Raw genomic sequence first — 19,199 nt, forward strand, 5'->3', positions numbered from 1 at the left:
CTCCTGCGACACGACAAGAGGGAACAGACAGTGGCAGACCAGCTCTCGCTCGACCGGGTGGTCATCCGTTTCGCCGGTGACTCCGGCGACGGCATGCAGCTCACCGGAGACCGCTTCACGGCCGAAACGGCCGCGTTCGGCAACGACATCGCGACGCTGCCCAACTTCCCGGCGGAGATCCGCGCGCCGCAGGGCACGCTGCACGGGGTGTCCAGCTTCCAGCTGCACTTCGCCAACTTCGACATCGTCACCCCGGGTGACCGGCCGGACGTGCTCGTCGCGATGAACCCTGCGGCCTTGAAGGCGAACCTGAAGGACCTGCCCACGGGCGGCGTCATCATCGTCGACACGGCAGACTTCACGGCCCGCAACCTCAAGAAAATCGGGTGGCAGACCAACCCGCTCGAGGACGGCAGCCTCACCAATTACTCCGTGCACTCGCTGGACCTCACCGGCCTGGCCACCGGCGCTGTCGAGGGATTCGGGCTGACCCGCAAGGACGCCTCGCGCACCAAGAACATGTTCGCCCTGGGCCTGCTGAGCTGGCTCTACTCGCGCCCCGTCGACGGCACCCTCCGGTTCCTCAGCGAGAAGTTCGCCTCCAAACCGGACATCCGCGACGCCAACATCGCGGCCTTCAAGGCCGGTCACGCCTACGGCGAGACCACGGAGGCGTTCGAGGTCAACTACACCATCGCCCCGGCACCGGTCGCCGCCGGTCGCTACCGCCAGGTGTCGGGCAACATGGCCACGGCCTACGGCCTCATCACGGGCGCCCACAAGGCGGGCCTGCAGCTCTTCCTGGGGTCCTACCCCATCACCCCCGCGTCGGACATCCTGCACGAACTGTCGCGCCGCAAGGACCTGGGCGTCATGACCTTCCAGGCGGAGGACGAGATCGCCGCCGTCGGCGCCGCGCTGGGCGCGTCGTTCGCCGGCTCCCTGGGCGTCACCACGACGTCGGGCCCCGGCATGGCGCTGAAGGCTGAAACCATCGGTCTGGCGGTGATGACCGAGCTCCCGCTCGTCGTCGTCAACGTGCAGCGCTCCGGCCCGTCCACGGGCATGCCCACCAAGACCGAGCAGGCGGACCTGCTGCAGGCGATGTACGGCCGCAACGGCGAGTCGCCGCTGCCCGTGCTGGCCGCAAAGTCCTCGACGGACTGCTTCGACACGGCGCTGGAGGCCTGCCGCATCGCGGTGAAGTACCGCACACCGGTCATCATGCTGTCCGACGGGTACCTCGCCAACGGCGCGGAACCCTGGAGGCTGCCGGACCTCAGCGAGATCGAGCCCATCGAACCGGGCTTCGCCACCGAACTCAACGGCACCGACGCCTCGGGCAAGGATGCATTCCTGCCCTACGCGCGTGATCCCGAAACCCTCGCCCGCGCGTGGGCCGTGCCAGGTACCCCCGGCCTGGAGCACCGCATCGGCGGCCTCGAGAAGTCCGAGGGCACGGGCAACATCTCCTACGACCCGGACAACCACGAGGCCATGACGCTCACGCGCCGGGCGAAGTTGCGGGGCATCGCCCGCGACATCCCGGACCTCGTCGTCGACGACCCCACCGGCGACGCCCGCGTTCTCGTGTTGGGCTGGGGTTCGACCTACGGCCCCATCACCGCGGCCGCACGGCGCGTCCGCCTCTCCGGACGCAAGGTCGCGCTCGCCCACCTGCGTCACCTCAACCCCATGCCGGACAACCTGGGCGACATCCTGCACCGCTACGACAAGGTCGTGGTGCCCGAGATGAACCTCGGTCAACTCGCCGTCGTGTTGCAGGCCCGGTACGCCAAGGCCATCACCCGTTACTCGCGCGTCCGCGGGCTCCCGATCTCGCTCACCGAGCTCGAAGTCGACCTGTGCGCGGAGATCGACGCCACCACCAAGGAGGACAACTGATGTCGGGTCTCGTCGGAGTTCCGCTGAGCGTCGAACCGCTCAGCAAGAAGGACTTCACCTCCGATCAGGAGGTGCGCTGGTGCCCCGGCTGTGGCGACTACGCCGTGCTGTCGACCTTCCAGTCCATGATGGCCACGCTCGGCATCAAGCGGGAGAACACCGTCATCATCTCGGGCATCGGCTGTTCGTCGCGGTTCCCGTACTACGTGGACTCCTACGGCATGCACTCCATCCACGGGCGCGCGCCGGCCATCGCAACGGGCGTCGCCATGACACGGCCGGATCTCAACGTCTGGGTCGTGACGGGAGACGGCGACGCCCTCTCCATCGGCGGCAACCACCTGATCCACACGCTGCGCCGCAACGTGAACCTCACCATCCTGCTGTTCAACAACCGGATCTACGGCCTCACCAAGGGCCAGTACTCCCCCACCTCGGAGCTCGGCAAGCTCACCAAGTCGACACCGTACGGCTCGGTGGACACGCCGTTCAACCCCGTCACGCTCGCGCTCGGCGCCGAAGCGACCTTCGTGGCCCGCACCATCGATTCGGACCGCGCCCACCTGTCCGAGGTGCTGACGGCGGCGGCCAACCACCGCGGCACGTCGCTGGTGGAGATCTACCAGAACTGCCCCATCTTCAACGACGACGCCTTCTCCACGTTGAAGGGCCCGGACGGTCTGCTGATCAAGCTGGTGCACGGCGAGCCCATCACGTTCGGCAACGGGGAACTGGCGGTTGCCCGGGGAGTCGACGGCGACCTCAAGGTGGTCCGCACCGCGGAGGTGGACCAGGCCAGCATCGTCGTGCACGACGAGACGCGCCAGGACCCCACGCTGGCGTTCGCACTGTCGCGCCTCACGGAACCGGGCGTGCTCCGGCAGGCCCCCATCGGCATCTTCAGGCGCGTTGAGCGCCCCAGTTATGATGACCTCGTCCGGGACCAGATCGGTACCGCCAAGGCCGAAGACACCGAGGCAGCGCTGGCCGCGGTACTCGCCGGGCCAGATACCTGGGAGGCAGAGACGCGATGACAGACCGGCAGCCGGGTTTGCATCAGCCGATGCCTCCCGACGGCCCCACGTCACCCACGACGCCCACCCGCCCCATGACCGGCGACGAGGCGCCGCCCCCCGCTCCGGACACGTTCGACGCCGTCGGCATGCAGTCCGTGCTCACCCGCACCCGGAACCACAGCCGCTTCGTCGCGCCTCCCCCTGGGGACGCCGCCGTCCGGCGACCCTTCCCCGTGCGGGCGTTCGTGTGGGGGATGGCGCTGATCCTCGCCGTCGGTGTACTCACCGGTTTCCTCTACGTGAACCACTTCAGGCCGGTCGCCGATGATCCTGACACGATCGTCTCCCTGCCCAGCCCGACGGCGAGCATCTCGGAGGTCACGGCACAGACGCCGCAGGAGATCGTCTCGGAGTATTTCGAGGCACTCTCCACCGGCGACCTCGGCCGCGCGCTGGCGATGGGCGACACCGGCGGCAACGGCTCGCAGGCGCTGCTGAACGCGGACGTCTACGCCCGCTCCCGCGAACTGAGCCCCATTACCGATGTCGAGATCCTGTCGGACAGCCTGACGGCCACCGACGTCCCGGTGCGCTACCTCATCGCGGGCCAGCCGTTCGAGACCACCATCTCGCTCAACCTGCTGGACAACGGCAGGTACCGCTTGGCGCAGACCACCGTCACTGCAGAGTTCGTGCTCGCCGGCGGACAGAACCTCCCGGTGCTGGTCAACGATCAGCGGATCGACCCGTCGCTCACCTACGAGGTGGTGCCCGGCACCTACGAGGTCTCCACTGGGCTGCCCTTCCTCGATTTCACCGAGACCAGCGTGCTGCAGGTGGCCTCCCCGTCCCGGGCCGACGCCGTGAAGGTCAACATCACGCCCGAGCTCACAGAGGCGGGCCGGGACGCGCTGATCGGGGCCGCCAGGGCCTCCCTCAACGCCTGCTTCAGCACTCCGAGCATCGCTCCGGCCGGGTGTCCCAACCAGGCGGAAGCAGCCGGTGGCGCGACGGTCTCCTCTGCGAGATGGCGCCTGACCAACAACCCCTGGTCCGATGTTTCCCCCACCCTGGTGGCAGACGACCAGAGCGTGGCCCTGATCCGGCTGCGGCTGGCCACCGCGCTCGACATCACCTACAGCAACGGGTCCGCCTCGCACCCCACACCGACGATCTCCGCCGACGTGCGCGCCTCCATGCTGGGCCGCGATCCGTCGGCCATCGAGGTGACCTGGAGCACCGGATAGCGACGGTAGGGTGGCCGCCATGACCCCTGCGATCGACTTCGAACATTCCGACCCCGCCGTGCGTCCACAGGACGATCTCTTCCGCCATGTCAACGGAACCTGGCTGCGGACGGCCACCATCGAGCCTGACCAATCCTCGGCCGGCGGTTTCGTGGACCTGCGCAACGCCGCAGAACTGGACGTGCGCGCGATCGTGGAGGAGCAGCAGCAGAGCGACCCCACCAGCGACGAGGGCCGCATCGCCGCGCTCTACGCCTCCTTCATGGACACGGACCGCATCGAGGCGCTCGGCATCGAGCCGGTGCGCCCCATCCTGGACACGATCGACGCGATCGACTCGCCCGTCGCCCTGGCCCGGCACCTCGGCTGGTCGCTGCGCCATGGGTTGAGCCCCTTGGTGCACCTCTACGAGGAATCAGACCCGGGAGACCCCAGCCGCTACGCCGTGTTCGCCTCCCAGGGTGGCCTGGGGCTGCCCGACGAGGCCTACTACCGCCTGGAGGAGCACGGCGAAATCCGGGAGAAGTACCTGGCGCACCTGACGCGGGTCTTCGAACTGGCCGGCTTCGAGCTGCCCGAGCAGCAGGCCCAGGCCGTCCTCGCCGTCGAGACCGAGATCGCGTCACACCACTGGGACAGGGTCCGGTGCCGCGACCTGCGGGCGATGTACAACCCCACGTCGCTGGAGGACGTCATCTCTGCCACGCCGGGGTTCGACTGGGACGCGTTCCTCGAAGGCGCCGAGATCCCTCGCGGGAAGCTGGCTGAACTGATCGTCAGCCAGCCGTCGTTCCTCGAGGGGGTGGCCCCGGTGCTGGTGTCGGCACCCCTCGACACGTGGCGGTCGTGGGCACGGTGGAAGGCCCTTTCGGGGCTGTCGGCCTACCTGTCCGAGGACTTCGTCGAGGCCCGCTTCGACTTCTACGAGAAGACGCTGGCAGGCAACGAGGAGCAGCGCCCCCGCTGGAAGCGCGGCCTCGCCCTGGTGGAGGGCGTGCTCGGTGAAGCCGTCGGCCGCCTCTACGTGGAGCGCCACTTCAAGCCCGAGGCGAAGGCCGCCATGGACGAGCTCGTGGGCAACCTGATGAGGGCCTACGCGAACTCCATCACGAAGCTGACCTGGATGACCGAGGAGACGCGGGCCGAGGCGCTGCGCAAACTCAGCAAGTTCACTCCCAAGATCGGTTACCCGGTGAAGTGGCGCGACTACTCGGCGCTGCCGGTCACCGCCGACGACCTGGTCGCCAACGTGCTCGCCGCCAACTCCTTCGAGCTGGACTACACCCTGGAGCGCATCGGTGGGCCGGTGGACCGCGACGAGTGGCAGATGTTCCCGCAGACGGTCAACGCCTACTACCACCCGCTCCGCAACGAGATCGTGTTCCCGGCCGCAATCCTGCAGCCGCCCTTCTTCAACGCCGACGCGGACGACGCGGTCAACTACGGCGCCATCGGCGCGGTCATCGGCCACGAGATCGGGCACGGCTTCGACGACAAGGGCAGCACCTGCGACGGCGACGGCCGCCTGCGTGACTGGTGGCAGCCCGCAGACCGGGAGGCCTTCGAGGCGCTCGCCGAGCGGCTGATCGGTCAGTATGAGGGCCTCATCCCGGAAGGCATCGAGGGCGCCGGCGTCAACGGCAGGCTCACCGTCGGGGAGAACATCGGCGACCTCGGCGGCCTGGGTATCGCCTACGACGCCTGGCTGCTGGCCGGCGGCGAGCCCCATGGCGAGGCGGTTGACGGCCTGACCCCGGCCCAGCGCTTCTTCACCGGCTGGGCGCAGGCCTGGCGCGGCAAGCGGCGCCCCGAAGCCATGAAGGTCCTGTTGGCGACAGACCCGCACTCCCCCAACGAGTTCCGCTGCAATCAGATCGTGCGCAACCTCGACGCCTTCTACGGCGCCTTCGAGGTCAGCGACGACGACGCTCTCTGGCTCGCCCCTGAGGACCGCGTCACCATCTGGTGATCTCGGAGGAGAGGGCTGGAGCGCTGATCATGGCGCTCCAGCCCTTTTTGCGTTTACCCTTGTCAATGCCATTTCGCGCAGTTTGAGATCGCTCTCATGTCTCGATTTGATAACAGAACCCCGCTTCAGCTTGACGTACGGCGCGCGAACGATGACAGTTGCTCCATGAGAGCGCTCCCACGGAGCGCACGGACATTGACGAAGGAGTCATAGTGAAGAAGCGTTCCATCGCCCTGGTCAGTGCGCTGGCCATCGGGCTCACCGCCTGTTCCGCCAGCGCGGAGCCTGCCGACAACGAGACCGGAGCCAGCAGCGACGAGCAGATCACCCTGCGCGTGGCCACGTTCAATGAATTCGGCTACGAGGATCTCTTCCAGGACTACATGGATGAGCACCCCAACGTGAAGATCGAGCACAAGAAGGCCGCCACCACCGATGAGGCCCGCGACAACCTCAACACCCGCCTGGCCGCCGGCTCCGGCCTCTCCGACATCGAAGCCGTCGAGGTCGACTGGCTGCCCGAACTGATGCAGTACGCCGATAAGTTCGTCGATCTCAAGAACGACGACGTCGAGGGCCGCTGGCTCGACTGGAAGGAAGCCTCCGCCACCACCGCCGACGGCCAGCTGATCGGCTACGGCACCGACATCGGCCCCGAGGCCGTGTGCTACCGCTCGGACCTCTTCGAGGCCGCCGGCCTGCCGTCGGACCGTGAAGCGGTCGCCGACCTCCTCGAGGGCGACTGGGACACCTACTTCAACGTCGGCAAGGACTTCGTCGCCAAGTCCGACGCCGCCTGGTACGACTCCTCCGACGCCACCTTCCAGGGCATGGTCAACCAGGTCGCCACCCCCTTCGAGAACGAGGACGGCACGCCCATCCCGCTGGGCGAGAACACCGAGATCAAGGCCATCTACGACCAGATCATGCAGGCCAAGGCCGACGACCTCTCCGCCGGGTACGCCCAGTGGAGTGAGGACTGGACCGCGGCCTTCCAGAACGACGGCTTCGCCACGATGCTGTGCCCCGGCTGGATGATGGGCGTCATCGAGGGCAACGCGGCCGGCGTGACCGGCTGGGACGTGGCTGACGTGTTCCCCGGCGGCGGCGGCAACTGGGGCGGCTCGTTCCTGACCGTTCCCGAGCAGTCGGCCAACCCCGAGGCCGCCCGCGAGCTCGCGGCGTGGCTGACGGCCCCCGAGCAGCAGATCAAGGCTTTCATGTCGAAGGGCACCTTCCCCTCGCAGGTCGACGCCCTGGACAGTGAAGAGCTCCTCGGCCAGACCAACGAGTTCTTCAACGGCGCCCCCACCGGCGAGATCCTCGCCAACCGTGCGGCCGCCGTCGACGTCACCCCCTTCAAGGGACCGAACTACTTCTCGATCCGCGCCACCGTCACCGATGCGCTGAACCGCGTCGAGTCCGGCACCGACGACGCGGCGTCGTCGTGGGACAAGGCCATCGAAGCCTACGAGGCCCTCGGCCTCAACTGATCCCCCGACTGGGTGGGCCCGGCGCTCCGCCGGGCCCACCACACACCCAAGGAACTGCGAATGCCATCCATGACCACCTGGCGGCAGCGGGCGAACCGCTGGGACGTCAAGTACTCGCCCTACCTGTACATCAGCCCCTTCTTCATCCTCTTCGCGATCGTGGGGCTCTACCCCCTCATCTACACCGCCTGGGTCTCCGTGCACGACTGGCACCTGATCGGCGGCCAGGGAGACTTCGTCGGGCTGCAGAACTTCATCGACGTCCTGCAGCAACCGCGCTTCTACAACGCGCTGCGCAACACGTTCTCGATCTTCCTGCTGTCGTCCGTGCCCCAGCTCATCGCGGCGATCTTCATCGCGTGGATGCTCGACGCCAACCTGCGGTCCAAGACCCTGTGGCGCATGGGCGTCCTCCTGCCCTACGTGGTGGCACCGGTGGCGGTCTCCCTGATCTTCTCCAAGCTCTTCGCGGACAGCTCCGGCCTGATCAACACCCTGCTCGGCCAGATCGGGATGAACCCCGTGGGCTGGCACTCCGACAGCTTCGCCGCCCACGTGGCGATCGCGACGATGGTGAACTTCCGGTGGACCGGCTACAACACGCTGATCTTCCTGGCCGCCATGCAGGCCGTGCCGCGCGAGCTCTATGAGGCCGCCGTCGTCGACGGGGCCAACCGGGTCCAGCAGTTCTTCTCCGTGACGCTGCCGTCGCTGCGTCCCACGATGATCTTCGTCATCATCACCTCCACCATCGGTGGCCTGCAGATCTTCGACGAGCCGCGCATGTTCGACCAGCTGGGTCAGGGCGGCGCGGACCGGCAGTGGCAGACGCTGACCATGTACCTCTACGAACTGGGCTGGGGGCCGCAACGCAGCTTCGGCCGGGCCTCCGCGGTGGCGTGGCTGCTGTTCCTCATCATCATCGTCATCGGCGTGATCAACTTCTGGCTGACCAGCCGCATCTCCAGTTCCGAGGGCCGCAAGGCCAGGCAGCGCACCAAGGAGGCCGTGTGATGCATTCGACACCCATGATCGAACAGACCGCGGGCAAGGGCGCGGCCCGCTACGCACGCCGCAAGCTGGGGCTGGTCTCCGGCAGGCGCCGGGCCGGGTGGGGCACGTACGCGACCCTGACGCTGGTGCTGCTCATCTCCATCTACCCCCTGTACTACGCCATCCAGCTGGCGAGTTCCGACGCGGCCACCATCGCCCGCAACCCCATCCCGCCCCTGCTGCCGCAGGGCAACCTCATCGAGAACCTCAACCGGGTACTCAACTCCGACATCAACTTCTGGCGGGCCTTCACCAACAGCGTCATCGTCTCGACGGTCACGTCGGTGTTCCTCGTGATCTTCTCGACGCTGGCGGGCTACGCGTTCGCCAAACTGCGCTTCCGCGGCAGGGGGCCGCTGCTGATCTTCGTCATCGCCACCATGGCCGTGCCGATGCAGCTGGGCATCGTCCCGCTGTTCATCGTCATGAGTGAACTGGGGCTCACGGGCAGCCTCGCCGCCGTCATCATCCCCAACATCGTCACCGCTTTCGGCGTGTTCTGGATGACCCAGTACCTGAGCCAGGCGCTGCCCTACGAGCTGATCGAAGCGGCCCGCGTCGACGGCTGCTCCATGATCAGCACGTTCCGCCACGTCGCGCTCCCTGCCGCGATGCCGGCGGCCGCGATGCTCGCCCTGTTCACCTTCGTGGCCCAATGGACCAACTTCTTCTGGCCGTTCATCGTCCTCGATGCCAGCAACCCCACGCTCCCCGTGGCGTTGCAGCTGCTGCAGTCCAGCTACTTCAAGGACTACTCCCTCATCATGGCCGGCGTGGTCATCTCCACCGTGCCGCTCATCATCGTTTTCATCATCACAGGACGTCGGCTCGTCGCCGGCGTCATGGAAGGAGCAGTGAAGGGATGACCCCCGTCACCTTTACCCCCGACTTCATCTTCGGCGCAGCCACGGCAGCGTTCCAGATCGAGGGCGCCAGCACCGAGGACGGTCGCGTGCCGTCCATCTGGGACACGTTCTGTGCCACCCCGGGCAAGGTCGTCGGCGGCGACACCGGTGAGGTGGCGTGCGACCACTACCACCGCATGCCGCAGGACGTCGCCCTCATGAAGGAACTGGGGCTCCAGGCCTACCGGTTCTCGACGGCCTGGCCCCGCGTGGTGCCCGCCCCCGGTGAGGTCAACCAGAAGGGTCTCGACTTCTACTCGCGGCTCGTGGACGAGCTCCTGGCCGATGGCATCAAGCCGTGGCTGACCCTGTACCACTGGGACCTGCCCCAGTACGAGCAGGACAGGGGCGGCTGGACCAACCGCGACACCGCCCACCGGTTCGCCGACTACGCCGAGGTGATGTACCGCGCCTTGGGCGACCGGGTCGACATCTGGACCACGCTCAACGAGCCCTGGTGCTCCGCGTTCCTGGGCTACGCGAACGGCGAGCACGCCCCGGGCCACCAGGACGGACGCGAGGCACTGGCCGCGGCCCACCACCTCCTCCTGGGGCACGGGCTGGCCGTGACGCGGCTGCGTGAGCTCGGTCTCGCACAGCCGAAGCAGGTGGGGATCACCATCAACCCCAGCATCCACCACCCGGCAGACCCGGACAGCGCCGCCGACCGCGACGCCGCCCGGCGGCACGACGCCCTGCGCAACCGCATCTGGCTGGACCCGCTCTTCACGGCGCAGTACCCGGCAGACCTCATCGCCGACATGGGCGACCTCTGGCCCGCGGAGCTGATCCTCGACGGGGACCTGGAGATCATCTCCCAGCCCATCGACGTGCTCGGCATCAACTTCTACAACGGTGAGACCACCGCCGCTGTCCCGGGAGCCGACGTCGACTCCCCCGGCTCGCCGCACCCACGTACCGGCGACACCACGGGCGTCAGCCGCGACGTCCCCCTGACGGCCATGGGCTGGGAGATCTACGCGCCGGACTTCACCGACGTGCTGGTGCGCCTGAGCCGCGACTGGGCCGCCCCGCACGGCGCCCACCTGGTCGTGACCGAGAACGGGGCCGCCTTCAACGACGTGCCGGACGCCGACGGGTTCGTGGCCGACGCCGACCGCAGCGACTACCTCTACCAGCACATCGGTGCCGTCCACGACGCCATCGAGGCCGGGGCCGACGTCCGGGGCTACCTCGCCTGGTCGTTGCTGGACAACTTCGAATGGGCCTGGGGCTACGAGAAGCGCTTCGGCATCGTCCACGTCGATTACGACACCCAGGTGCGCACGCCCAAGGCCTCTGCCCGTTGGTACGCTGACATGATCCGTTCACGCGAACTGGCCAAGCCGTAAGAAGGATGAGATGAGTCTCAACGGTCGCCCGCCGACACTCGAAGACGTGGCACGCCTCGCCGGCGTGTCGCGGGCGACCGCTTCCCGCGCCATCATCGAGCCCGCCAAGGTGTCGGAGGAGCGCCGCTCCGCCGTCGAGGAGGCGATGGCCCGCCTGAGCTACGTCCCCAACGCCGCGGCCCGCAGCCTGGTGACGCGCCGAACCATGTCGATCGCCGTCGTCGTGCCCGAACCCACGCGCACGGTGTTCGAGGACCCCTTCTTCCAGGCCGCCATCGGCGGCATCAACTCCGTGCTCACCGGCGCCGACTACCAGCTGGTCCTCCTGATGGGAGACCCGCAGGGGCAGACGCAGCGGGTGCGCCATTACCTGCGCTCCCGCCTGGCCGACGGCATCGTCGTGGTGTCCCACCACGGGTCCGACGGCGTGGTGGAGACCGCCGTGGCTGCGGGCGTGCCCACCGTGCTGGTGGGGCGTCCGTTCAGCGGCGCCGTCAATGTCGCCTACAGCGACCTGGACAACGTGCTGGGCGGCCGGCTCGCCACCCGGCACCTGATTGAGCAGGGCTGCTCGACCATCGGCATCGTCACCGGCCCGCTGGACATGGTGGGCGCCCGCGACAGGTTCCAGGGTTGGCGCACCGAGCTCGCCGAGCACGGCAAGGCGGCCGGCGGCATCTGGAATGGCGACTTCGACCGTGACTCCGGCCTCTCCGCAGGGCTCGAGATCGCCACCGGTGCGGTGAAGCTCGACGGGCTCTTCGTCTCCTCAGACCTCATGGCGCTGGGGGTGCTGGAATCGCTCGCGGAGCACGGCGTCCGGGTTCCGGACGACCTGCGCGTGGTGGGCTTCGACGACATCAGCCTGGCCGCCTATGCGAGGCCCTCCCTCACGACTGTCACAAACTCCGGTTTCGCGCTTGCCGCCGCCGCCGAGCTGCTGATCCAGCAGCTCCAGACCGGGGTGATCCCGGAACCCAGGATCCTGCATCCCGATCTCATCGTCCGCGAATCGGCCTGAGCCCTCATCTGATCCGGGCAGTCAGGGGAGGCGCTCGCGCAATGCGATGGCGACCGCCGCCAGCGCCACTGCCGCAGCGGTGAAGACGAAGGCCTGGGCGAAGCCGAACCCGCCGGCCAGCGCACCGATCGCCATGGCGCCGACGCCGGTGCCGACGTCGAAGCCCACGTTCCAGATCACCGAGGTGGAGGTACGGTTCTCCTCCCCCGCCTCCACGAACGAGCGCACCAGCGTCACCGTCTGCAGCGCACCGTAGGCCACGCCCAGCAGGGCGGCGCCGACGATCATCCACGCGGGCTGCCCCCACCGGAGCGAAGCCGCGATGCCCGCCACGCCCAGCGCGGCCACCCCGAGCAGCGACCAGATGAACGGCCTGGTGCCGTAGCGGTCGCTCAGCCCCCCGACCAGGTAGCGCCCCACGGCGGCCAACCCGGTCACGGCGAGCAGGACCGTCATTGCCACGAGGGGGTCGCTGACCAGCTGCGGCGCGAACGTCAGCACCGCACCCCCGGAGGCCGTCACCAACAGCAGGGCGGCCACGGGCATCCAGATCAACGGGAGGACGCGCAGCAGCGGCGCGCCCGCCGAGGACGCCCCCGGGTCGCCCGCCGTCTGCCGGGAGATCTGCCGCCCGAGTTCCGCCACCCACAGGAGGGCGACCAGCGGCAGCAGGCCGAGGACGAGCGTCCAGCGCACGCCGATCACGTCGGCCAGCAGGGGCGCCACCGACATCAGTACCAGCTGCGGGATGGAGATGGCGAGGCCGTAGAGGCCGACGCCCCGGCCACGCACCTCGGGAGGGGTCAGGAGTGCGACGGCGGTGGCGCCGCACACCGTGATGACGCCGAAGCCGACGCCGCGCAGGGCGTTGGTGCCGAGCACCACCCACAGGTCCGGGCTGATCGCCTGGAGTGCGGCGGGGATCCCCAGCGCCAGGAGGCCCAGCGACAGGGTGCGGGTCCAGCCCCACCTGGCCAGCCAGCGGTTGACCTGCAGCTGGGTGAGGACGGTGGTGGCCATCAGGACCGTGGTGGCCATGCCGGAGCCGAACTCCGCCGCGCCGCCCCGAGCGGCCCACAGCGGGGAGATGGGCAACAACAGCGCAAAGCCGGCGAACGCCACGGAGGCGGTCAGCAGGATCAGCGGCATACCCGGCGCGCGCAGCACCACGAGGCATCACTCCAAGAGGTTGGGGGAATCAACCGCCTCACTCTACCCGGACGGCCGTTAGGCCCCGCCTCGTCGGGCGGCGAGCCGGGCGTGGCCTAGGAGGTGCGCTCGACGAGGTCCGTGCACACCTGCAGTAGCGCGTCCTTCGCCTCGCCCTCGGGCAGTGGCGCGAGGTGGGCGCGGGCGATGTCGGCGTGACGCTCGACCTCGGCCTTCGCGCGGCCCATGACGGGGTGGGCCTTGAGCCCCTCGAGCGCGGCCTCCAGGTCCTCGTCGGAGCTGAGGTCGCCGTCGATCAGGGCGAGCAGGTCCGCGTCCGCCGCATCCTTCTCCGCCCGCAGCATGAGGACCGGCAGCGTGGGGACGCCCTCGCGCAGGTCCGTACCGGGCGTCTTGCCGGTGCTGGTGGAGGTGATGTCGATGAGGTCGTCCGAGAGCTGGAACACCAGCCCGATCTCCTCGCCGAAGTTCGTCAGCGCGGTGAGCACCTCGTCGGAGGCGCCGGACACCATGCCGCCGAAGCGGGCCGACGCGGCGATCAGCGAGCCGGTCTTGTCCGCGATGACCTGGATGTAGTGGGCCAGCGGGTCCTCGCCCCCGCCGGGGCCCTTGGTCTCGGCGATCTGGCCCTGCACCAGGCGCGAGAACGTCTCTGCCTGCAGCATGACGTAGTCGACACCGAGCTCGGCAACCGTGGTGGAGGCGCGGGCGAACAGGAAGTCGCCCACGAGGATGGCCACGGAGTTGCCCCACAGCCGGTTGGCCGACGGGGCGCCGCGGCGCAGGTCCGCGACGTCCATGACGTCGTCGTGGTAGAGGCTCGCCACGTGGGTGAGCTCCATGACCATGGCGGCCCGCATGAGGTCGTCGTGGTCCGATTCTCCGCCGAAGTGGGAGGAGAGGAAGACCAACAGCGGACGGAACCGCTTGCCGCCCGCCGCGATGATGTGGCGGGCAGCCTCGGTCACGAACGGCGAACTGGCCACGGCGCTCTCGACCAGGTTGCCCTCGAACTCGTCGAGGAGCACGGTCAAGCGTGCGTCGAGCCGGTCGTTGCCCACTGTGGGTCTCCTAGGGTCAGCGAATGAACTGTGCGGCACCGGCAACCAGGCTGAGCACGCCGCCCGGCACGAGGCCGAGGACCAGCGTAGCCAGACCTGTGACCACGAGCACAACCCACGTCCCGGCAGACGGGGACTCGACCACGCCCACGGTCGCCTCGTCGGCGTCCTGGAACCACATGGCCACAACGACCTTGAGGTAGAAGAACGCGGCGATGACGCTCATCACCACGGCGACCAGGACGAGCCAGCCGTAGCCGCCCTCCCACGCAGACGCGAACACGGTCAGCTTGCCGACGAAGCCCGCGGTCAGCGGGATGCCGGCGAAGCTCAGCATGAACAGGGTCATGAGGGCTGCGATGAGCGGGCTGCGCCTCCCGAGGCCCTTCCAGGACTCGAGGCCGTTGGCCTCACCGCCCGCGCGGCGCACCATCATGACGATGGCGAAGGCACCCAGCGTGGCCACGCCGTAGGTCAGCAGGTAGAACGCGACGGCGGCCACGGACGCCACCGACACGTTGTCGCCGGCCTGCACCGCCCCGACGACGCCCACCAGGATGAAGCCGGCGTGTGCGATCGAGGAGTAGGCAAGCAGGCGCTTGATGTCGGTCTGCGCGAGTGCCGCGGTGGCACCCACCAGCATCGTGACGACCGCGACGACGGAGAACAGCAGCTGCCAGTCCCAGGCGAGTCCGCCGAGTGCGACGTAGTACACGCGCAGCAGAGCGGCCACGGCGGCGGTCTTGGTGGCCACCGCCATGAAGCCCGTCACCGGGGTGGGCGCGCCCATGTAGGCGTCCGGGGTCCACGAGTGGAACGGCACTGCGCCCATCTTGAACAGCAGGCCCACCGATGCCAGCAGCATGCCGCCGAGCAGCAGCCACTTCGAGCCGGTCCCGGCGGTGACCGCGTCTGCGATCCCGGCCAGCGTCAGGGCGCCGGAGTAGCCGTACAGCAACGAGATGCCGTAGAGCATGATCGCCGAGGCGATGGAGCCGAGGAGGAAGTACTTGAGGGCAGCTTCCTGGCTCAGCAGGCGACGGCGGCGGGCCATGCCGGTGAGCAGGTACAGCGGCAGCGACAGGATCTCGACGGCCACGAACAGCACCAGCAGGTTGTTGGTGGACGAGAACAGCAGCATGCCGAACAGCGCGAACACCAGCAGCGGGAAGACCTCGGTGTGCTCACGACGGAGGCGGTCCGCCTCCCGCTCGAGCGGCGAGCCGGGCACGGTGGCGGCCGACGACGCGAACGCCGACACTCCCCCACCGACGCGGCGCTCGGCGAAGAGCGCCACCCCGGCCAGCCCGACGACCAGCAGCAGCGTCCAGAAGACGTAGGTCGGGCCGTCGATCGCGAGCAGCCCCATGGCGGCCAGCGAAGGTGTTTCCTGCACCCAGTTGAGGATGGTCACCCCGAGCGACGCGAGGATGCCGATCGCGGCCAGACCCGCCTGCACCGGCTGGCGGAGGTGCCGGGGCACGAAGCCCTCGAGCAGGACGCCCAGGGCACCCACACCGAGCAGGATGAACAGCGGCGTCAGCAGCATCCACTCCAGCGTGGGAGCGGGGATCGGCGTCTCCAAGAGGTTGATCATCAGTTGCCTTCCTCAGCCTGCGGGGCGGGATCGGTCACGCCGACGGTCGCCATCGTGCCCTGAGCAGCGTCGTCCGCCACTGACAGCACGGGCTTCGGGAAGAAGCCGAACAGCAGCAGCAGGGCGATGAGCGGCGCAACGACGGCCTTCTCGCGGAGCGTGAGATCGGTGGTGACATGGCTGGCGACCTGCTCGGTCACCGGGCCGGTCATCGTGGTCTTGTACATCCGCAGCACGTACACGGCGGCCAGCACCATGGCCAGCACCAGGAACGCGATGTGGATGGGGTAACGCTGCCAGGAACCGGCGAGCACCAGGAACTCGGCGACGAAGTTGCCGAAGCCCGGCAGCGACAGTGCGGAGAGACCCGCGAGCAGCAGTACACCGGAGAGCACCGGGGCCACCTTCTGCACGCCGCCGTAGGCGTCGATGTCTGCGGAACCGCGGCGTCGGATCATGAACCCGACGACGAGGAACAGCGCGGCGGTCGACAGCCCGTGGTTCAGCATGTAGTAGATCGAGCCACTCATGGACTGGCTGGTCAGCGCGAAGATGCCGAACACCATCAGGCCGAAGTGGCTGATCGAGGTGTAGGACACCAGGCGCAGCAGGTCCTTGGCGCCGAACGCCATGAGGGCGCCGTAGAACATGGACACGATCGCCCAGATGAGGATCACCGGGGTGGCCCACTGGCTGGCCTCGGGGAACGCCTGGAGGCAGATCTTGATCATCCCGAAGGTGCCGATCTTGTCCAGGATGCCCACGAGCAGCGTCGAGGTGCCCGGCGTGGCCTGCTCGGCCGAATCAGGCAGCCACGTGTGCAGCCCGGCCAGCGGCGCCTTCACCGCGAAGGCGAAGAAGAAGCCCGCGAAGAGCCAGCGGCCCATGGACGTGTCGATGTCGAGCCCGACGAGGTCGCCGATCAGGAAGCTCGGCGAGCCGGCCGCCGCCGTGACGGCGTAGACGCCCGCCACCGCGACCAGCATGACCAGGCCACCGGCCAGGGAGTAGATCAGGAACTTGACCGCGGCGGCGCTGCGACGGGGGCCGCCGTAGCCACCGATGAGGAAGTACGTCGGGATCAGCGTCGCCTCGAAGGCCACGTAGAACAGCAGGATGTCCGAGGCCATGAACACGAACAGCGCGAAGCCCTGCAGCAGCAGCGCGAGGGCGAAGAACGTGGAGCCGCCCCAGCGGGAGGTGGGCTCATCGCCCGTGTGCCATTCGGCGAGCAGCACCACCGGCACGATGAGGACGGTCATCAGCACCAGGATGGCGCCCATCCCGTCCAGGTCCAGCGCGTAGCGCGCGCCGATCGAGGAGATCCAGGAGACGTCCTCGGCCAACACGGCGTCCTGCGTGTGCAGGATGAACGCCAGGACACCGAGCACCAGAGTGGTGACCGCGAAGCCGTAGCCGACGAGCTTGCCGACGTGACCCTTCACGAAGAACAGCACGATCGCGCCGACGATGGGCACCAGGCCGAGGACCGTCAGAAGAGGGAATGCCATTGTCATTTCTCAGTTACTCCTTAGCCCAGCTGCCCGATGACAACGACGACGGCGAGGGCCAGGAGGCCCACCCCTGCGGTCAGCCCGTAGCTGCGGACGTAGCCGTTCTGCAGTTTGCGGAACCATTCACCCGCTCCGGTCGCGACCGCGGCGGAACCCATGACCGCGCCGTCCGCGACACCGTGGTCGAAGGCGCCGATGCCGGCTGCCAGACCCTTGGTGGGGCGGATGATGGCGTGCTCGTTGAAGGCGTCGCCGTACAGGTCGTGGCGGCCCGCGTGCACGAGCGGGTTCTTCGTCTCCGGCGCTTCGCGCGGGATGTCCCCCTTGTGCAGGAACCAACCGATCGCGACACCGACGACGACCACCGCCAGCGTCAGGATGCCGATGGTGGTGAAGTGGATCAGCGGGGTGTTGTGCGGCTCCTGGCCGGTGGCCGGGGCCAGCCAGTCCTGGATCCAGCCGTTCATGAGGACGCCGGCCACGATGGACAACAGCGCCAGCACGATGAGGGGCACCGTCATGACGAGCGGCGACTCATGCGGCTCGACGCCGTCCTCCCAGCGCTTCTTGCCGAAGAACGTCATCATCATCAGGCGTGTCATGTAGTACGCCGTGATGCCGGCGCCGAGCAGGGCCAGCACGCCGTAGATCACGTTCTGCTCGAAGGCGGCCTCGATGATGTGGTCCTTCGAGTAGAAGCCCGAGAGGAACGGGAAGCCGATGATGGCGAGGTAGCCGATCCCGAAGGTCAGGAAGGTGATCCGCATGGGGCGGGCCAGGGCACCGAAGTGACGCATGTTCACGTCGTCGTGCATGCCGTGCATGACGGAGCCGGCGCCCAGGAACATGTTGGCCTTGAAGAAGCCGTGCGTGATCAGGTGGAAGATCGCGAACGAGGCGCCGATGGGGCCGAGGCCCGCGGCGAGCATCATGTAGCCGATCTGCGACATCGTCGAGCCCGCGAGGACCTTCTTGATGTCGTCCTTCGACGTACCGATCCAGGCACCGAAGAGCAGCGTGACCGTGCCGACGATGGCGACCGCCGTCGTGGCGATCGGCGCCGCCTCGTAGATGACGTGCGAGCGCACGACCAGGTAGACGCCGGCGGTGACCATGGTCGCAGCATGGATGAGGGCCGACACCGGAGTGGGGCCCTCCATCGCGTCCAGCAGCCAGGACTGCAGTGGCACCTGGGCGGATTTACCGCACGCGCCGAGCAGCAGGAAGAAACCGATGAGCGTGACCCAGACGGGCGTCAGGTTCGCGACCCCCGCGTTGACGTCCTCGAAGCGCACCGAGCCGAACATTGCCAGCATCGTGAAGATCGCCATCGACAACCCGAGGTCGCCGACGCGGTTGACGATGAAGGCCTTGTTGCCGGCGGCCGACGCCGAGGGGCGGTGGGCCCAGAAGCTGATCAGGAGGTAGGACGCGAGGCCCACGCCTTCCCAACCGACGAACAGCACCAGGTAGTTGTCCGCGAGCACCAGGAGCAACATGGCGGCGATGAACAGGTTCAGGTAGGCGAAGAAGCGACGGCGACGCTCGTCGTGCTCCATGTACCCGATCGAGTAGATGTGGATCAGCGAGCCGACGCCGGTGACCAGCAGGACGAACAGGATCGACAGCTGGTCTGCCAGGAAGCCGACGCCGACCGACCAGTTGCCGGTGGCGATCCACTCGTACAGCTGGACGTTGACGGCGCGGTCGTCGGGGGACGCCCCGAGGAGTTGCAGGAACAGCACCAGGCCGATGGCGAACGACGCGATGGGTGCCAGGGTTCCGAGCCAGTGGCCCCAGGCGTTGGTCGCCCGGCCTGCCAGCAGCAGGAAGGCGGCCGAAGCCAGCGGGATGGCCACCAGCAGCCAGACCATCAGGCCGGTGCTCGACAGGGCG

The 19,199-nt window shown here is 68.2% G+C and carries 14 protein-coding genes; 9 read left to right on the forward strand and 5 right to left on the reverse strand.

Annotation, left to right across the window (positions count from 1 at the left end; translation table 11 throughout):
• The first annotated feature begins 30 nt into the window (after positions 1-30).
• From ACX1DX_RS06810 to ACX1DX_RS06850, 9 genes are all read left to right on the forward strand, one after another.
• Positions 31-1,905, forward strand: coding sequence for a 2-oxoacid:acceptor oxidoreductase subunit alpha (locus ACX1DX_RS06810; RefSeq protein ID WP_245243958.1), 1,875 nt, complete (start codon positions 31-33; stop codon positions 1,903-1,905).
• Positions 1,905-2,939 (forward strand): 2-oxoacid:ferredoxin oxidoreductase subunit beta, encoded by a 1,035-nt coding sequence (locus ACX1DX_RS06815; RefSeq protein ID WP_459398043.1) that lies wholly within the window; start codon positions 1,905-1,907, stop codon positions 2,937-2,939. Before ACX1DX_RS06810 ends, ACX1DX_RS06815 begins: the two co-directional genes overlap by 1 nt.
• A 29-nt stretch (positions 2,940-2,968) precedes the next feature.
• A complete protein-coding gene (locus tag ACX1DX_RS06820; protein ID WP_459398044.1) occupies positions 2,969-4,168 on the forward strand; it encodes a hypothetical protein in 1,200 nt (399 codons plus the stop codon).
• Between the two features lie 19 nt (positions 4,169-4,187).
• Positions 4,188-6,137, forward strand: a complete 1,950-nt coding sequence (locus ACX1DX_RS06825) for a M13 family metallopeptidase (RefSeq protein ID WP_459398045.1) — start codon at positions 4,188-4,190, stop codon at positions 6,135-6,137.
• A 212-nt stretch (positions 6,138-6,349) separates the two neighbouring features.
• Positions 6,350-7,630: an ABC transporter substrate-binding protein gene (locus tag ACX1DX_RS06830; RefSeq protein ID WP_245243959.1), complete on the forward strand. Its 1,281-nt coding sequence runs from the start codon at positions 6,350-6,352 to the stop codon at positions 7,628-7,630.
• Positions 7,631-7,690: 60 nt separating this feature from the next.
• Positions 7,691-8,644, forward strand: coding sequence for a carbohydrate ABC transporter permease (locus ACX1DX_RS06835; RefSeq protein WP_076060815.1), 954 nt, complete (start codon positions 7,691-7,693; stop codon positions 8,642-8,644).
• The gene (locus tag ACX1DX_RS06840; RefSeq protein WP_459398046.1) at positions 8,644-9,549 is read left to right on the forward strand and encodes a carbohydrate ABC transporter permease; all 906 of its coding nucleotides are present in this window, start codon (positions 8,644-8,646) and stop codon (positions 9,547-9,549) included. Before ACX1DX_RS06835 ends, ACX1DX_RS06840 begins: the two co-directional genes overlap by 1 nt.
• The gene (locus ACX1DX_RS06845) at positions 9,546-10,940 is read left to right on the forward strand and encodes a GH1 family beta-glucosidase (RefSeq protein ID WP_459398047.1); all 1,395 of its coding nucleotides are present in this window, start codon (positions 9,546-9,548) and stop codon (positions 10,938-10,940) included. Before ACX1DX_RS06840 ends, ACX1DX_RS06845 begins: the two co-directional genes overlap by 4 nt.
• Positions 10,941-10,950: 10 nt before the next feature.
• A complete protein-coding gene (locus ACX1DX_RS06850) occupies positions 10,951-11,961 on the forward strand; it encodes a LacI family DNA-binding transcriptional regulator (RefSeq protein ID WP_459398048.1) in 1,011 nt (336 codons plus the stop codon).
• A gap of 21 nt (positions 11,962-11,982) precedes the next feature.
• On the opposite strand, the gene ACX1DX_RS06855 is transcribed toward ACX1DX_RS06850, so the two are convergent.
• The 5 genes from ACX1DX_RS06855 to nuoL form a co-directional block, all read right to left on the reverse strand.
• A complete protein-coding gene (locus ACX1DX_RS06855) occupies positions 11,983-13,131 on the reverse strand; it encodes an MFS transporter (RefSeq protein ID WP_459398049.1) in 1,149 nt (382 codons plus the stop codon).
• A 95-nt stretch (positions 13,132-13,226) separates the two neighbouring features.
• Positions 13,227-14,192, reverse strand: a complete 966-nt coding sequence (locus ACX1DX_RS06860; RefSeq protein WP_459398050.1) for a polyprenyl synthetase family protein — start codon at positions 14,190-14,192, stop codon at positions 13,227-13,229.
• Positions 14,193-14,208: 16 nt separating this feature from the next.
• Complete coding sequence (gene nuoN / locus ACX1DX_RS06865; protein ID WP_459398051.1) at positions 14,209-15,789, reverse strand: NADH-quinone oxidoreductase subunit NuoN; 1,581 nt, start codon at positions 15,787-15,789, stop codon at positions 14,209-14,211.
• On the reverse strand, positions 15,789-17,300 hold the full coding sequence (locus tag ACX1DX_RS06870; protein WP_459398052.1) for an NADH-quinone oxidoreductase subunit M: 1,512 nt from the start codon (positions 17,298-17,300) through the stop codon (positions 15,789-15,791). Before ACX1DX_RS06870 ends, nuoN begins: the two co-directional genes overlap by 1 nt.
• 20 nt (positions 17,301-17,320) lie before the next feature.
• Entirely contained in the window at positions 17,321-19,177 is a 1,857-nt protein-coding gene (gene nuoL, locus ACX1DX_RS06875) for an NADH-quinone oxidoreductase subunit L (RefSeq protein ID WP_459398190.1), read from the reverse strand.
• Positions 19,178-19,199 lie beyond the last annotated feature (22 nt).

This window comes from Tessaracoccus zhenghani, assembly GCF_054552775.1.

What these genes read in the sequence shown, in the direction of transcription:
- ACX1DX_RS06815 (WP_459398043.1), top strand. Translation starts at nt 1,905, where the DNA reads ATGTCGGGTCTCGTCGGAGTTCCGCTGAGCGTCGAACCGCTCAGCAAG.
- ACX1DX_RS06820 (WP_459398044.1), top strand. Translation starts at nt 2,969, where the DNA reads ATGCCTCCCGACGGCCCCACGTCACCCACGACGCCCACCCGCCCCATG.
- ACX1DX_RS06825 (WP_459398045.1), top strand. Translation starts at nt 4,188, where the DNA reads ATGACCCCTGCGATCGACTTCGAACATTCCGACCCCGCCGTGCGTCCA.
- ACX1DX_RS06835 (WP_076060815.1), top strand. Translation starts at nt 7,691, where the DNA reads ATGCCATCCATGACCACCTGGCGGCAGCGGGCGAACCGCTGGGACGTC.
- ACX1DX_RS06840 (WP_459398046.1), top strand. Translation starts at nt 8,644, where the DNA reads ATGCATTCGACACCCATGATCGAACAGACCGCGGGCAAGGGCGCGGCC.
- ACX1DX_RS06845 (WP_459398047.1), top strand. Translation starts at nt 9,546, where the DNA reads ATGACCCCCGTCACCTTTACCCCCGACTTCATCTTCGGCGCAGCCACG.
- ACX1DX_RS06850 (WP_459398048.1), top strand. Translation starts at nt 10,951, where the DNA reads ATGAGTCTCAACGGTCGCCCGCCGACACTCGAAGACGTGGCACGCCTC.
- nuoN (WP_459398051.1), bottom strand. Translation starts at nt 15,789, where the DNA reads ATGATCAACCTCTTGGAGACGCCGATCCCCGCTCCCACGCTGGAGTGG.
- ACX1DX_RS06870 (WP_459398052.1), bottom strand. Translation starts at nt 17,300, where the DNA reads ATGGCATTCCCTCTTCTGACGGTCCTCGGCCTGGTGCCCATCGTCGGC.
- nuoL (WP_459398190.1), bottom strand. Translation starts at nt 19,177, where the DNA reads ATGGTCTGGCTGCTGGTGGCCATCCCGCTGGCTTCGGCCGCCTTCCTG.